The 16,106-nt window shown below is 35.4% G+C and carries 15 protein-coding genes and 1 tRNA gene; 8 read left to right on the forward strand and 8 right to left on the reverse strand.

The genetic code is table 11. The features are described 5' to 3' along the window. Positions 1-39 precede the first annotated feature (39 nt). A complete protein-coding gene (locus G551_RS0106990; protein WP_027884888.1) occupies positions 40-477 on the reverse strand; it encodes a retropepsin-like aspartic protease in 438 nt (145 codons plus the stop codon). Between the two features lie 123 nt (positions 478-600). Between G551_RS0106990 and G551_RS0106995 the strand changes: the two genes are divergently transcribed. The 8 genes from G551_RS0106995 (at position 601) to G551_RS0107030 (ending at position 5,827) form a co-directional block, all read left to right on the forward strand. Then, positions 601-1,371: a TatD family hydrolase gene (locus G551_RS0106995; protein ID WP_027884889.1), complete on the forward strand. Its 771-nt coding sequence runs from the start codon at positions 601-603 to the stop codon at positions 1,369-1,371. Positions 1,372-1,376: 5 nt separating this feature from the next. Then, a complete protein-coding gene (locus G551_RS0107000) occupies positions 1,377-2,408 on the forward strand; it encodes an asparaginase (RefSeq protein WP_156876766.1) in 1,032 nt (343 codons plus the stop codon). A gap of 87 nt (positions 2,409-2,495) precedes the next feature. Further along, positions 2,496-2,583: transfer RNA gene (locus G551_RS0107005), tRNA-Ser, on the forward strand. 75 nt (positions 2,584-2,658) lie between these two features. Next, positions 2,659-3,453: a MotA/TolQ/ExbB proton channel family protein gene (locus G551_RS0107010; protein WP_027884891.1), complete on the forward strand. Its 795-nt coding sequence runs from the start codon at positions 2,659-2,661 to the stop codon at positions 3,451-3,453. Between the two features lie 20 nt (positions 3,454-3,473). Then, entirely contained in the window at positions 3,474-3,911 is a 438-nt protein-coding gene (locus tag G551_RS0107015; RefSeq protein WP_027884892.1) for a hypothetical protein, read from the forward strand. A 7-nt stretch (positions 3,912-3,918) separates the two neighbouring features. Continuing rightward, the gene (locus G551_RS0107020) at positions 3,919-4,521 is read left to right on the forward strand and encodes an ExbD/TolR family protein (protein ID WP_027884893.1); all 603 of its coding nucleotides are present in this window, start codon (positions 3,919-3,921) and stop codon (positions 4,519-4,521) included. Positions 4,522-4,542: 21 nt separating this feature from the next. After that, positions 4,543-5,025: an ExbD/TolR family protein gene (locus tag G551_RS0107025; protein WP_027884894.1), complete on the forward strand. Its 483-nt coding sequence runs from the start codon at positions 4,543-4,545 to the stop codon at positions 5,023-5,025. Between the two features lie 85 nt (positions 5,026-5,110). After that, positions 5,111-5,827, forward strand: a complete 717-nt coding sequence (locus tag G551_RS0107030; RefSeq protein WP_027884895.1) for a porin family protein — start codon at positions 5,111-5,113, stop codon at positions 5,825-5,827. On the opposite strand, the gene G551_RS0107035 is transcribed toward G551_RS0107030, so the two are convergent. The 7 genes from G551_RS0107035 to G551_RS0107065 all read right to left on the reverse strand — a co-directional run bounded on the left by G551_RS0107035 (position 5,822) and on the right by G551_RS0107065 (position 16,073). Next, complete coding sequence (locus tag G551_RS0107035; protein ID WP_027884896.1) at positions 5,822-6,436, reverse strand: hypothetical protein; 615 nt, start codon at positions 6,434-6,436, stop codon at positions 5,822-5,824. The two genes, G551_RS0107030 and G551_RS0107035, sit on opposite strands and share 6 nt — an antisense overlap. Continuing rightward, positions 6,437-7,894 (reverse strand): RNA polymerase factor sigma-54, encoded by a 1,458-nt coding sequence (rpoN, locus tag G551_RS0107040; protein WP_027884897.1) that lies wholly within the window; start codon positions 7,892-7,894, stop codon positions 6,437-6,439. An 87-nt stretch (positions 7,895-7,981) separates the two neighbouring features. Further along, the gene (locus tag G551_RS0107045) at positions 7,982-8,827 is read right to left on the reverse strand and encodes an RluA family pseudouridine synthase (RefSeq protein ID WP_027884898.1); all 846 of its coding nucleotides are present in this window, start codon (positions 8,825-8,827) and stop codon (positions 7,982-7,984) included. A 160-nt stretch (positions 8,828-8,987) separates the two neighbouring features. Then, entirely contained in the window at positions 8,988-10,430 is a 1,443-nt protein-coding gene (gene asnS / locus G551_RS0107050; protein ID WP_027884899.1) for an asparagine--tRNA ligase, read from the reverse strand. A gap of 79 nt (positions 10,431-10,509) precedes the next feature. Beyond that, entirely contained in the window at positions 10,510-11,130 is a 621-nt protein-coding gene (locus G551_RS0107055; protein WP_027884900.1) for a hypothetical protein, read from the reverse strand. Between the two features lie 25 nt (positions 11,131-11,155). Further along, positions 11,156-13,561 (reverse strand): efflux RND transporter permease subunit, encoded by a 2,406-nt coding sequence (locus G551_RS0107060; RefSeq protein ID WP_027884901.1) that lies wholly within the window; start codon positions 13,559-13,561, stop codon positions 11,156-11,158. A 61-nt stretch (positions 13,562-13,622) separates the two neighbouring features. Beyond that, a complete protein-coding gene (locus G551_RS0107065; RefSeq protein ID WP_051191316.1) occupies positions 13,623-16,073 on the reverse strand; it encodes a DUF5686 family protein in 2,451 nt (816 codons plus the stop codon). Positions 16,074-16,106 lie beyond the last annotated feature (33 nt).

Below are 16,106 nucleotides of genomic sequence, written 5' to 3' on the forward strand. Positions count from 1 at the left end.
TCTTAAAGAATATTCACCTTTAATATTAGCATAAAAAGCTTATTTTAAAAACAAGCATTTCGATTTATAATCGATCACTGCTTTTCCTTTTTTAAGCACATCGGCACCGATAATTCCGTGAACTTTTTCAGCATCGTGGTCGGTTAAAGCTTGGTTTACGTGACTTAGGTCAAAAACGACCAAGTCTATTTTTTTCTTTCGCCAATCTTTTATCTGTAAAGTATTTTTGGTAGAAACCTGCGTAAGCATATTCGTGGCGCCTGCTCCGGCTGCGCGAACATCACTATCTTCAGCAAAAAGTTTAAAATGGTCTACCACATCTTTACCTACGCAAGAACTTGATGCTCCGGTATCTAAAATAAAATTTCCTTGAACACCATTAATTTCTGCACTTAGTTCTAAATGATTGGTCGCAGTAGTGGTTAATTTGATTCGGTGGTAGCCTTTTTCTGTTAAAAATTTTCGCAAGCTCGACATTCTTCTTTTTTCAGCAAAGATAGACGAAGAATTTAAATTAGTTTTGCGAAATGAAAAAGCTTTAGTTCAATCGTATAAAGATTGAAGTGGAGCTACTTCAGCATAGATAAAATTTGAATTCTCATGAAATTAATAGATACGCATACCCATTTATATAGCGATGCTTTTGCAGAAGATAGAAATGAAATGATCGAACGTGCCATTTCCGATGGTGTCGATAAATTTTACATTCCGGCGATTGATTCTCAAACTACGCAGGCTATGTACGATCTAGAACAAGCATTTCCCGATCGAATGTATTTAATGATGGGTCTTCATCCTACTTCCGTGAAAGAAAATTATGAGGAAGAACTAAGTCACGTTGAAGAAGAATTAGCAAAGCGTAAATTTTATGCGATTGGCGAAATTGGGATCGACCTCTATTGGGATCAATCAACATTGGAAATTCAGCAAGATGCGTTTAGAAGGCAAATAAAGTTAGCGAAAAAGTATAAGTTACCGATCGTGATTCATTGTAGAAATGCTTTCGATGAGGTTTTTGAAATTTTAGAAGAAGAAAAAGGTGATGATCTTTTCGGGATTTTTCATTGTTTTACAGGAACTTTAGCGCAAGCAAAACAAGCACTTCAGTATAACATGAAGTTAGGTATTGGTGGTGTAGTCACTTTTAAAAACGGTAAGATCGACAAGTTTTTAAATGAAATTGATCTGAAACATATTGTTATTGAAACCGATGCGCCTTACTTAGCGCCAAAGCCCTTTCGAGGCAAAAGAAACGAAAGTGCCTATGTGGTAAAAGTTGCTGAAAAATTAGCTGAAGTTTATGATACTTCAGTAGAAGAAATAGCTGAAATTACTACAGAAAATGCCTTAGAAATTTTTCAAATTCATTAAAAATTATGCACGAAAACATCTCTAAAATTCTTCTCATCTATACCGGTGGAACCATTGGTATGATCAAAGATTACGAATCTGGTGCTTTAAAAGCTTTTAATTTTGATGAATTATTGCAAAACATTCCAGAGCTGAAGCATTTAGAGCACGAAATTGAAACGCTGAGTTTTGAAGTGCCTATTGATTCTTCTAATATGAATCCGGAATATTACTTGAAAATTGCGGAGATCATTGAAGAAAAATACGAGCAATATGATGGTTTTGTGGTCTTGCACGGTAGCGATACAATGGCGTATTCTGCTTCGGCATTAAGTTTTATGCTTGAAAATTTGAATAAACCTATTATTTATACCGGTTCGCAGCTGCCTATTGGAGATTTACGAACCGATGCCAAAGAGAACTTAATTACTTCAATTCAGTTAGCCGGATTAAAGAAAAACGGAAAGAGTGTAATTCGTGAAGTAGGTTTGTATTTTGAATATAAACTCTATCGCGCTAACAGAACCTCAAAAGTCAACGCATCGCATTTTGAAGCTTTCGCATCGCCAAATTATCCGCCGTTAGCAGAATCTGGAGTAGAATTACAGGTGAACGAATCACTGCTGAAGCGTGTTCATGGTAGAAAGAAATTTTTTGTGCATAAAGAATTAGATAATAATATTATTATCATTAAAATTTTCCCGGGTATTAATGAAAAAACACTTTCTTATTTTATAAACCTAGAAAGTTTAAAAGGCATTGTGTTAGAAACTTATGGCAGTGGTAATGCGTGTAACGAGAAATGGTTTACTGATATTATTAAAGAAGCGATCAAGAAAGGCATTAAAATTGTGAATGTTACGCAATGCGTAGGCGGGAGTGTGATCATGGGGCATTATGAAACCAGCACGAAGTTAAAATCTTTAGGCGTAGTTTCGGGTAGAGATATTACTACAGAAGCTGCTGTAGCAAAATTGATGTATTTAATACCTAAAAATCTGGCACCAAAAGTATTCAAAACCATCTTTGAGACCTCTTTACGAGGAGAAATGTCATAAAATTAACGTGCGAGGCTTGAATGGGATTAATTTTTTTTGTTATTTGCCACGCCTAATTAAAATAATGCTGAAGTTTAGCGTTTTATTAGAGAGGTGGCCGAGTGGTCGAAGGCGCACGCCTGGAAAGTGTGTATACGTCACAAGCGTATCGAGGGTTCGAATCCCTTCCTCTCTGCTAAATTAAGATTTTTAATGAGTAATAATTTTTATATATTTAACCCTTTAACTAATTAAATTAAGACAACAAGTAATGAAAAGATTATTTTCTATTCTGGTAATCGCTACAATTATGGTCTTTAGTGGCCTTAATGCTAACGCGACTAATAGTGTAAACGATTTCGCTCAGGCAACTAGCTACATCGTACAAGACGACGATGAAGGTGCTGCTGAAGAAGCTACAGAAGAAAACGTAAGTTTTCACCAAGAACTAAAAAGACGTTTTATAGAAGGAGGTCCTGCTTTTATGGGGATCGTACTTTTATGTTTAATTCTTGGTTTAGCAATTGCAATTGAGCGTATCATATTTTTAAATTTATCTACCACTAATTCTAAAAAATTAGCACAAAGAGTAGAAGATGCTTTAAATAGCGGTGGTGTTGAAGCTGCAAAAGACGTTTGTAGAAATACAAAAGGACCTGTTGCTTCGATCTATTACCAAGGTTTAGATAGAGCAGACGAGAGCTTAGAAGCTGCAGAAAAAGCAGTAGTAGCTTACGGTGGTGTTCAAATGGGACAATTAGAGAAAAACGTTTCTTGGGTTTCTTTATTTATCGCACTTGCACCGATGCTTGGTTTCATGGGTACTGTAATTGGTATGATTGAAGCATTCGATAAAATTCAGGCAGCTGGTGATATGCAACCGTCACTTGTAGCAGGAGGTATTAAAGTAGCACTTTTAACAACAGTATTTGGTCTTATTGTAGCTATTATCCTTCAGATTTTCTATAACTATATTATCGCAAAAATCGATAGTATCGTTAACGATATGGAAGATGCATCAATTACTTTAATTGACATCTTAGTAGACTACAAAAGAAGAAAGTAATTTAATATCATTAAATAATTATGACTTTACATAAAGTTTTAAAATATTTAGCAATCGTGATTGGAGTTATCGGTCTTGTGCTTTTAGCAAGAGTGATAATTACCGGCGACGAGGCTATAGAAAATTCAGCAGACCTTCAGAGTAGTGTGTTGGTTCCTATCATGTATTTATCTTACTTCGTTATATTAGCTGTATTAGTATTAGTTGGTATTTCTGTAGTAAAAGATTTAATGAATGGTGACATCAAAAAAACACTTCTATCTATAGGTGTGTTTGCTGTAATAATTTTGGCAGGATACTTGCTTGCTAATGGAGTAGAGACTGAAATGAACAATGGCGAAATGCTTTCTGCAAATGCTTCACAATGGGTAGGTGCAGGTTTAATAGTATTTTATATACTAGCAGCTGTAGCGATTGGAGCAATGGTTTTCTCAGGAGTTAAAAAATTAGCAAAATAAATTAATTATGGCAAAAAGAAGTGCACCGGAAGTTAATGCAGGTTCGATGGCAGATATTGCTTTCTTGCTGTTAATCTTCTTTTTGGTAACAACTACTATTGAAACCGATGCAGGTTTAAATAGAAAATTGCCGCCAATACAAGATGAAAATACACCTCCTCCACCTCTTAAGAAAAAAAATATCTTTCAGGTTTTAATTAACCAACAGAATGATATTTTAGTTGAGGAGAATGAGATGGAACTTGGCGATGTTCGTCAGGCTGCGATCGATTTCTTAGATAACGGAGGGCAAGGTTGTGATTACTGTCAAGGAAAAAGAGATCCGGCATCATCAGACAACCCGAACAAAGCGGTAATTTCATTACAGCATACACGTGAAACAGATTATTCTACGTATATCGCTATTCAAAATGAATTAGTTGCTGCTTATAACTTCCTTAGAAATAGAGAGGCAGACCGTTTATTTCAAATGAGTTTTACTGAGATGGAAGCAAATTTCAATGATGCTCAATATAACGGAGATAAAGATCTTTTAGAAAGCAGAATCGAAACCATACGTGATATGTATCCGATGAAACTTTCTGAAGCAGAACCTAAAGAAAGTAAATAACAAGACTAATAAGATTTAATTATGTCTAAATTTAAAAAGAAAAAGAGTGGAGATTTACCAGCGATTTCAACGGCATCATTGCCAGATATCGTATTCATGCTTTTATTTTTCTTTATGGTAGCTACTGTAATGCGTGAGAATACGTTAATGATTCAAAACGACTTACCTTTCGCAGATCAAGTAGAAAAGCTTCAGAAGAAAGATTTAGTAATGTATATCTACGCAGGTAAACCAAGTGCTCGATACCAAAAACAATATGGTACAGAGGCTAGAGTTCAGCTTAACGATAAATTTGCAGATGTGAGTGACATTAAGCAATTTATTATCGAAGAGCGCGGTTCTAAGCGTGAAGAATTAAAGAATAAATTAACCACTTCTTTAAAAGTTGATGGTGAAACTAATATGGGGCTTGTTTCCGATATTAAGTATGAATTAAGAAGAGCAGAGGCGTTTCGTATAAACTATACCACTAGAAATGGTGATGCTTCTCAAAACTTTCAATAGAACGTAACTTGTTGTTCGTATATAAAAACATCCAACATTTGTTGGATGTTTTTTATTTATAAAGCTTTTTTATTACTTTTTCAGAATGAAAAATACCGTCTTGCTACTTTTTATCTTGATTAATCTTCCCTCGTTTGGGCAAGAAAATCAACCTGTAAATGACTCTATTGTGGTAGGAGAAACTAAAATAGATAGTTTATATCGAGAAGATCAGTTTTATTTTGGTTTTACTTTTAATCTTCTGCTTAACCGTCCTGAAGGTATTCAACAGTCTGGGTTTTCAGGAGGTTTACAATTGGGATATTTAAGAGATTTTCCGATTAATAAAAAGCGAACTTTAGCCATTGCTCCGGGTTTGGGTTGGTCGATCAATTCTTATGGTCAAAACCTATTGGTGACCGAAAATAGAAATGACGAATCTGAATTTTATATTTTAGATAACGACAATGATTACAGTCGAAATAGATTTACTAATTATTTAGTTGAATTACCTTTAGAGTTAAGATGGCGAAGCAGCACTCCTGAATCTTATAAATTCTGGAGAATTTACGCCGGCGTAAAAGCCAGTTATATTTATCATTTTAAATCGAGATACGAAGGAGAAGGAAATAATGTTACACAAACGAAGGTTGAAGAGCTAAACCGTTGGCGTTATGGCGTGATGTTTACCTTTGGTTACAATACCTTCAATTTTCATTTTTATTACAGCTTAAATCCTTTATTCGATGCCAATACGACAGAGTATAATCGTGAAATCGGCTTGCATCCGCTTAAAATAGGACTTACTTTTTATATTCTATAAAATTATATGTTGAAAAAGTAATAAGCTTAATTGTGGTAATGCTCCAATACATAAACCGGTAATTAATTCGCTAGAAGAATGCGCTTTTTCCTGAATTCTTGATGAAGCCGTCCATCCTATACTAAACAATAAAAAAGCGATCACATAAGTAAGATTAGTGCCGTAAATAAAGCTGATACAAATAATAAAGGCAGTTAAACCGGCAACTCCCATCATATGTAAACTCACTTTGTATTTAAAGATATTCAGTGTAAATGCAATGATCGAAGTGTATAATATTCCGGTGAAAAAATACCACAGCGTCGCATATTCTTCACCCACCAAAATAAAGTTAAGAACGGTTAATAAGATCAAGCAGAAAAAAAGCATCGGCAAGCGCCGTTCTTTTACGTTAGCTAATTGAAGACTTTTTACGAGTCCTAAATTCTTCAATAAAAAATAAAAAACGATCGGAATAAAAATCGTAAGAATAGCAATGGCTAAAAGCTTTGCTTTAATAATTGGTTCTGGTAAGAAACGCGGACTTATTCTAAAATATATTACAGTTCCAAAAAAAGGCATCCATAACGGATGAAACAGATAGGATGCCAGTTTAATAAACCACTTCATTTAAATTTCTTTACGCAATCTCGCTACCGGAATATCTAATTGCTCACGATATTTGGCAACTGTTCTTCGGGCAATAGGATAACCTTTATCTTTCAATATTTTCGAAAGTTTATCATCGGTTAAAGGCTTTTTCTTGTCTTCTTCACCCACCGTAATTTCTAAAATTTTCTTGATCTCTCGAGTAGAAACATCTTCACCTTGATCGTTTTTCATCGATTCAGAAAAAAACTCTTTAATCAACTTCGTTCCGTAAGGTGTATCTACATATTTACTGTTCGCTACACGAGAAACGGTTGAAACATCCATTTCTATTTCTTCAGCAATATCTTTTAAGATCATTGGTTTTAGATCGCGCTCATCACCACTTAAAAAATATTCTTTTTGATGATGCATAATTGCGCTCATCGTTACAAAAAGTGTTTCTTGTCGTTGTTTTATCGCTTCAATAAACCATTTAGCAGAATCTAATTTTTGTTTAATAAACATTACCGCATCTTTCTGTTCTTTGGTTTTGTTTTTAGATTCTTTATAAGCTTTCAGCATATTGCTATAATCTCTAGAAACATGCATTTGCGGAGCGTTTCTACCATTGAGAGAAAGCTCTAACTCGCCATCTTTGATCTTTATCGTGAAATCTGGCGTAACGTGTTCTACAGGTCTTAAATTGCCTGCATACGAGCCTCCCGGTTTCGGATTTAAATGTTCAATTTCTTCAATTGCATCACGAAGCTGATCTTCGCTTATATCGAACTTAGAAAGTAACTTACTGTAATGCTTCTTCGTAAATTGATCAAAAGCTTTATCAAGCATTTCTATTGCTAATTCTACGCTTGCTGTCGGATTTTTACGCTTCAGCTGAATCAATAAACATTCTTGCAGACTTCTTGCGCCAACTCCTGCCGGATCTAATTGATGTACGATTTTAAAAATACGTTCTACCGTTTCTTCATCGGTATAAACATTTTGAGTAAACGCCAGATCATCTACAATATCTGGAACGTCGCGACGTATGTAACCGCTTTCATCAACGCTTCCTACAAGAAATTCAGCAATTTTCATCTCTTCTTCTTTCAGGCGGAAAGTTTGCAGTTGTGTTTTTAGATGCTGAGAAAAACTCGTACCCGATGCATAAGGCACACTTTTTTCTTCATCATCGCTACTATAATTATTGGCTTGTAAACGATAATTCGGGATTTCGTCATCGCTTAAATATTCATCTACATCAATTTCGGTCTCAATAACTTCAGAATCGTTGTCTTGCTCCTCGTTTTTAAATTCATCTTCAAACTCGTATTCGTCCGTTTTTTCTTTACCACTATCTAAAGCAGGATTGTCTTCCAACTCTTGCTTTACACGTTGTTCAAAAGCTTGTGTAGGCAACTGTATAAGCTTCATAAGCTGTATTTGTTGCGGCGATAGCTTTTGCGATAATTTAAATTTTAACTGTTGCTTTAGCATGGTTTGATTTATTACTTACTACAAAATTAACGAAATTGGCACGACAATTGTTACCAAAATTTTGTTAAGCTTCTATAAAACTCATCACTAAGCCATAAATTTTTGAAATTTCTTCGGAAAGTTATTTTCGAAATATAGAGTTGTGTTGGAAATAGGATGTTGAAATTTCAACGAATGCGCCGCTAATAGAATTCCTTTTATTTTTTCTGAAGAACCATAAGTCTCATCGCCAACGATCGGATTACCGTTTTTGCTGAGATGAATTCTTATCTGATGCGTTCTGCCGGTTGTCGGGAATAGTTCTGCAAGTGAGAACGTCTTTTCATTTTTCTTAAAGGTTTCTTTTAATTGAAATGGAGTTTCAGCATTTTTTCCTTCAATAGCTGAATTAAAAACTCCTTCTGAAACTATAGCTCCAGAAACGATGGCTAAATAAGATTTCTGAATTTCTTTCGCTTCAAAAGCCTGATTTAACTTTACTTGAGCATTTTTGGTTTTGGCAATAATTAAAAGTCCGCTAGTAGGGTTATCTAAACGATGTACGGGAATCGGGTAGGGAAGCGCATCTTTTTCTTCGGAAGTTTTCAGATTATACGGAAGCGCATTTTCGATAGTTTTAAAATAATTGCCGTTGGTAGGATAACCGGAAGGTTTTTCGATCACCGCCAGAAATTCATCTTCAAAAATTACACGAAGTTTCAACTGAAAAATTTTTTTCTGCGGAAGTTCTTCTGCTAACAACTCCAAGATTTGTCCTTCTTCAATCCAATCACCAGTATTAGCCGGTTTTCCATTTAAAAGAATGAGTTGTTTTTTGATAGCTTTTTTAATTCCGCTACGGGTTGGAAGCGTTTTAAAAATTCCGACAGCATATTCCTGCAAACGAATCGGTACTTCGATTTTTGGAACTATATGTTTTTCGATGACTTTCATTGAAGTAAAAATAAAAAACCTCACAGGCTTTAAAAACTTGTGAGGTTCATTAATATATTTTCGTCATTCCGAATCAACACTTCGACATTAGTTTATCTTGAGCTAATTCGAAATATTCAGTGTGACAAAAAGTAACTAAGCTTTTTTAATATTTAAAAGATTAAAATTCAGCACTTTTTGGAGTTCTTGGGTAAGGGATCACGTCGCGAATATTCGTCATTCCTGTAGCAAATAAAACTAAACGCTCAAAACCTAAACCAAAACCACTGTGTACGCAAGTTCCGAATCTACGGGTGTCTAAATACCACCATAATTCTTTTTCATCTACACCTAATTCTTTCATTTTCGTTTGTAAAACATCTAAGCGCTCTTCTCGTTGTGAGCCTCCTACAATTTCTCCAATACCAGGGAAAAGAATATCCATCGCACGAACGGTTTTGCCGTCTTCATTTAAACGCATGTAGAAAGCTTTGATGTTTGCCGGATAATCAAATAAAATCACCGGACATTTAAAGTGTTTTTCAACCAAGTAACGCTCGTGTTCACTTTGTAGATCTGCTCCCCATTCTTCAATTACATAATTGAATTTTTTCTTCTTGTTAGGCTTCGAGTTCTTTAAAATATCGATCGCCTCGGTATAGCTTACGCGTTTAAAGTTGTTATCTACAATAAAGCGTAATTTTTCACGTAAAGCCATTGGCGCACGTTCGGCTTGTGGCTTCGATTTATCTTCTTGAATTACTCTATTTTCTAGGAAAGCAAGATCATCATCACAATTGTCTAACACGTGGTTAATAACGTGTTTGATGAAATCTTCAGCAAGATCCATATTACCATCTAAATCGCAAAAAGCAACTTCTGGCTCGATCATCCAAAACTCTGCTAAGTGACGAGAAGTGTTGGAGTTTTCTGCTCTAAAGGTTGGACCAAAAGTATAAATTTGCCCTAAACCTAACGCGTAAGTTTCTCCTTCTAACTGTCCGCTCACTGTAAGATTGGCTTCTTTTCCGAAGAAATCTTCTTTATAGTTAATCGAGCCATCTTCATTTTTTGGAACATTGTTTAAATCGAAATTCGTGACTTTAAACATTTCTCCGGCGCCTTCAGCATCGCTACCGGTAATAATTGGCGTGTTTACGTAATTAAAACCGTTTTGGTTAAAATATTGATGCACCGCAAACGATAATTGAGAACGTACTCGCATTACGGCGCTAAATGTATTGGTGCGCACACGTAAATGTGCTTGTTCTCTTAATTTTTCTAAGGTATGACGTTTAGGAGAAAGAATGGTTTTCTTTACCTCTTCCGGATTGGCAGTTCCTAAGATCTCGATGTTTTTCACTTCGATCTCTACGCGTTGCCCTTTTCCTTCACTTTCCTTTAAAGTTCCGGTTACCGAGATGGCTGCTCCGATATTGATTTCGTTAAGAATTTCTTCCGGAGTGTTTTCGAAATCTAACACACATTGCAAATTATTGATGGTAGAACCGTCGTTTAAAGCAATAAAACGATTACTTCTAAAGGCGCGAACCCAACCTTTAGCGGTAAAATCTTGTAAAAAGTGGTCGCTTTCTAATAATTCAGCAATTTTTGTGTGTTTCATCTTTATTTTATTTGAAGGGCAAAGATAAATTTTTCGAGATAGCTTAAAAAAGAAGTGATAAGAAATTTACGACTTGAAATTAATTAAATCGATACATAATCGAGAAATGCGGAAAGTTGATAAAATCACTAAAATTATTATTGCTGAAATCTGATCTGTTATCAAAATTAGGTTCTTCGCTGTGGTAAGTAAGAATATCTTTAAAAGTTAAGCTTGCCAGCCAATACTGACTGATGTTAAAAGATATTCCGGCATCTAAGTAGCTTTTGAAGTAAGAATTATGGTTCTCATCTGCTTGGAGATAATTGTAATTGAGTCCAATTTCTGACTGTACAAATAATTTGGGCAGCAATTGCACGATGTAATACCTAGCGTGAATACCCGCTTTATAGTTTTGGAGATTAAGGTTGGAAGAAGAATCACTTTCAGCAATATTCATACTAAAGCCGAGATGCGTACCTACGAGAAATTTATTAAAAACAGCATATTCAATTTTCGGAATAAATTGAAAAGCAAGTTGACTTTCCAATTCGGGTTGACCTAAATAAATCTCTTCGTTTAATCTTGCAATTTCTTGGTCTTGAAATGTAAAACCAAAAGTAGAACCCAGCCAAACTTCTCCTTTTTGAAAGTTTGAATCTTGGGCAGCAACTGTAAATGAGAATAGAGTTAAAAATACTATGCTGAAGAAGGTTTTCATGATCTTTTTTTCAAAAGATAAGAAATTATTTGTTTTCCTCTTCCCCTAACTCTTCACTATCGGTTAAAATCTGTAAATGCGGCTCTTTAAGTGTTTTCTTGTTGGCAATGTTCTTTTCTAAAGAAAGCAATAGAGAAGGTAACAATAATAAGTTAGAAAGCATCGCAAATAACAAGGTAGCAGAAACTAAACCACCTAAAGCTTTCGTACCTCCAAAACTACTGATCATAAATACCGAGAACCCGAAAAACAACACGATCGAAGTATAAAACATACTTACCGTAGTTTCACGTAATGCCGGATATACCGATTTTTTGATCTTCCAGTTATGCGCTTTAAGTTCTTGACGGTATTTTGCCAAAAAGTGAATCGTATCATCTACCGAAATACCAAAAGCAATGCTAAATACTAGTATTGTTGAAGGTTTAATAGGGATGCCTAAAAAGCCCATCATTCCCGCGGTAATTAGTAACGGAAGTAAATTAGGAACCAATGAAATAATGATCATTCTAAAAGAACGGAACATCCAAGCCATAAAAATGGCGATCAATACAATCGCTAAGGTTAACGAGATCACTAAGTTTTTCACCAAATAGTTAGTTCCTTTTTGGAAAACTAAAGCTTTACCGGTCATGGTTACTTCATAGCGATCTTCGGGGAAAATTTCGTGAATTTTCGGCCATAGATTTGCTTCAATACGTTCCATTTCTTCGGTGCCCACATCCTTCATAAAAACCGTCATTCTGGCAAATTGCCCGGTAGAATCTACATAAGCATTCAGTTGGTCGCTGGTGCCGTCTGAAAGTGATTTTAAATAGGGGAAAATAAAGTTTTGCTCCTGCGAAGTTGGTAGCTGGTAATATTTAGGATTGCCGTTATAATAAGCTTGTTTTGAATATTTCACTAGATCGACCACAGAAACCGGTTGAGAAAGCTCCGGTGTGTCTATTAAAAGTTCTTCCAACTCTTGCATTTTCTTTAAGGTTGAAAGTTTTAAAACACCTTTCTTTCGGTTGGTGTTAATGAGAATTTCCAACGGCATAATTCCGTCGAATTCATCTTCAAAAAATTCAATATCTTTAAAAAATTCAGCATCTTTCGGCATGTCTTCCAGTAAACTACCGGAAACTTTAATTTGATAAATACCAATAATACTTGCGGCAAGAAAAGCTACAGAACAAATATAAATTGTGATTCTTCGGTGTCTTACCGTACGCTGAATCCAATCGACAAAGCCTTCGATCCACGTTTTACCTAAATGGCGTAAATGCTTCTCTTTAGGTCTTGGCATGTAGCTGTAAATAATAGGAATGATCAATAAACTAAGCACAAAAATTGCCAAGATGTTGATCGATGCCACGATACCAAATTCTTTTAAAAGTGTACTTTCAGTAATAATAAAAGTCGCAAAACCAGAAGCGGTAGTCACATTGGTCATTAAAGTGGCGTTCCCGACTTTGGTAATTACTCGTTGTAAAGATTTGGCTTGGTTCCCGTGATTTTTAATTTCTTGTTGATATTTATTGATCAAGAAAATACAGTTCGGGATCCCGATCACAATAATTAACGGCGGAATAATTGCTGTAAGCACCGTGATCTCATAATGCAACAGCCCTAAGAAACCAAACGACCACATTACCCCAATAATTACGGTAAACATTGAAATAAGCGTGGCTCTAAAAGATCTAAAGAAAAAGAAGAAAATAAGCGAAGTCACCAATAAAGCACCGCCCACAAAAAGCCCGATCTCATCAACAATGTTTTGAGAATTTAGCGTTCGTATATACGGCATTCCCGAAACGTGTAGCTCTAAATTGTGTTCTTTTTCGAAATCTTTCAGCAAAGGCTCAATAACATCTAAAATGAAAATTTTTCGCTGTTTCGAATTAACGATATCTTTTTTGATGTACACCGCTGTTTGTACGGTGTTCGTGTGTTTACTATAAACCAAGCCTTCGTAAAACGGCAGGCTATCGAATAATTCTTTCTTATAATTGGAAGCTTGTTCTTGATTTACGCGTTCTTCTTTTACTAAATCGACCAGCTCAAAACGTGGCGGATTTGAGAATTTCTGAAGTTTTTTCAGCTTGCCAATTCCAATTGTATATTCAACTTCAGGAAAAGAGTCTAGCTTTTCAGCAAGCTCATTCCACGCATTAAATTTTTCCGGAGTAAAAAGTGTAGGATCGTTAGAAGCAACTAAAAGCACATTGCCTTCTTCGCCAAACTGATTAAGAAATTTTTGATATTCTTGGTTAACTTCGTGGTGATCAGGTAGTAAGTTGGCTTCGGTGTAGGAGAAGCGCATATTTTTCCACTGGGTTCCTAACAAAACCGTGATACCTGCAATAAGAATCAATATAGCGGTTCGGTTTCTTAGAATGACCCCTGCGATGGTATTCCAAAACCCGAAACTGAAAATTTTAGACATATCAAAAAATTACGGGCGCAAAGGTATAAAATGCTTAGTAATAAACTATTGAAAAATTGAATTAAAGCTTAAAATAAAACGTAAATTTAAAAGCAATGTTATCTTCAAAATTTGGCAAGTGATAAGCGCCATAACGATAAGCGAAATTTAACCCAAAACCGGTGAGAATATTATTGATCTCGAAACCAGATTCTGAATAACCGTGATTTAAAGTGTTGAACCTAATGCCGTAATGGTTACTTTGTTCGCTCATATCGCCAATGGCGTGGCGTGTGATTAACACTAGTTGCGGATTCGAGTACTTTCCTAAATTCCACCGTCTTAAGAAATGTTTTACTTGTAAGTTGGCTAAACGGTTACTGAAAAATTCGCTAAAATACATCGTTTCAAAAGTTCTTCTTCCGGCTACCGAAAATCGCTGCATGATTCTCTCTTTTTCAGGATTGTTTGGGTAAGCGTGAAAACTATGGGTGAGCGGAATATCGCCAAAACCGTAATTACCTTCTAAAATCATTTGCGTGCTGGTTTGGTTAAGTCGCTCGTAAGTGTAATTAATTTTAGTGCCTAATTTAGTAAAGGTGAAATCGCTGCCTAACAAATCACTAACGGCTTGTGTAGCTTGAAAGCTAAATTGCGGGAAACCTTGTTTAATCTCGATATTTCTGTCTTGTGACTTTAAATAATCGCTAAAGGGCGACCAGCGAAAAGAAGCAGTAACTTTTGAAATGGTATAATCGGCGAATAAGTTTTGATTTTGCTGAAATAAATAACCTCGCGTTTGCGAAATACGATTGTGAGAAAGCTGAAATTCACTCAGTAATTTCGGAGTAAATTGATGCTGAAGACTCACTAAGCTTTTTTGGTATTTGTAGTAATAATTAATATTTACTAGTCGAGGTTCAAATAACGAATACACGCGAGCATCGGTTAAATACTTAAAACTACCAACTTCAGCAATGTCGTCGGTGTAAATAAAATTAAGCCACGTTCCGGTGGGTTTGTTTAAAGAAATTCCGCCGCCAAGACTGTATTTTACAGCGCGATCTTTAAAACCGTAAACGCCATAACCTTGCAGCCTGAATTTAGACGAAAGTTTTTCATTGGTAATTCCGCCGGCTCCTAGACGTAAACCTTCATATTGATTGTATTTTACCAGTGTTCGTAAATCGAAATCGAAAAACCCTAACGGATAATAGCCATTATTAAAATGCTGAATTACTTCAATCTTACGATCTATATTTTTAACACGAATAATACTATCTACTTTATTGAAGGTTTGTTGGTCGCGTTTAGAAAAAGGTATCGTACGAATATTCTGCCAAACACTATCTGAAGTGGTGATCGCGTTTGGCATAAGCCTTACTGCGCTGGAGTTTTTCTTGATGTTTACCGGAGCGTTAAATTGAACCTCTTGATAAGTAGTGACCGATTTTAAATAAAGTTCTTCACCTTCTCGGTTTTTAGTCGGTAAACGTCCTAGATCTACATTGCCGCCAAAAATTGAAATCTCTTTATCTAGGCTTCCGGGTTTAATGGTGATGGTGTTGGTTTTAGGAAACCAAATATCTTCTTCTTCAACATAGGAAAATTCTTGTATGGCTTCTAAATTTGCTTTTCCTTTTAATTGCCCTACTGCTTTTTGAATTCCGAAATTCAGAGTGTCTAAATACAGTAAACCTTCTAAACTTGCTAATTTACTTCTCTTTTTAGGCTGAAATAAAATTACATAAGCAGGTCGTTCTGTAGCAGTCGTGTCTAAAATTTTGTAACTGTAATTTTTTAAGGCTTTATCTGAAAGGGGAGAACTGTATTCTGAACCAAAAATCACATAATATTTTTCGTACCAAGTATTCGACTGTACGTTAGTGGTGAGTAATTCGTAAACCGGTTCTTTAAATCCGGCAGTTCTGGTGGCTAAAATGCTTTCTTTTTCGCCTTTTCCTTTTTCAAATTCAATTAAACTATTTTTTTCAGCCAGGTAATTTCTACCATCTTCAATAACGGTTTCAATGCTATTTTGCGTAGAATCTACGGTTAAATCTAAACCCGCTACGTTTTCGTTATCAATAATAAATTTATTGTAGGTTTTGTAGCGGTAGGTGTTGAATCGTTTTTTGGGATTATTGTGTTTTTTGTTGTCGATTGCTTGCTGAATAATAGCGCTGACTTTGTCGCTTGCTGAATTAATAAAAACCTGGTCGAGCTGTTCTGGATTGGGTTGAAGGTTAATTTGATAAAAATCGGCTTCAGAAATACGAACTTCTTTTGGGCGATAACCAATATATTTTACCGAAAAACTAGTAGTTTCTTCTGAAACTTCAATAGAAAAAGATCCGTTGGCTTGGGTAAGAAAACTTTCTTTCGAAGGTTGCAATTGAATGGTAGCATAAGCCAAACCTTCTCCGTCTAATTCACTTTTAACTAAACCGTTAATTGTGTTTTGGGAGTAAGAGGCTAATGTGCAACAGCAACATAGAAAAATTAATAATAAACCATAAAGTGGCTTTGCCATTGGGGAATTTTTAATATTTGGCTAATAAAACAA

The organism is Mesonia mobilis DSM 19841 (genome assembly GCF_000423405.1).
Classification (GTDB): domain Bacteria; phylum Bacteroidota; class Bacteroidia; order Flavobacteriales; family Flavobacteriaceae; genus Mesonia; species Mesonia mobilis.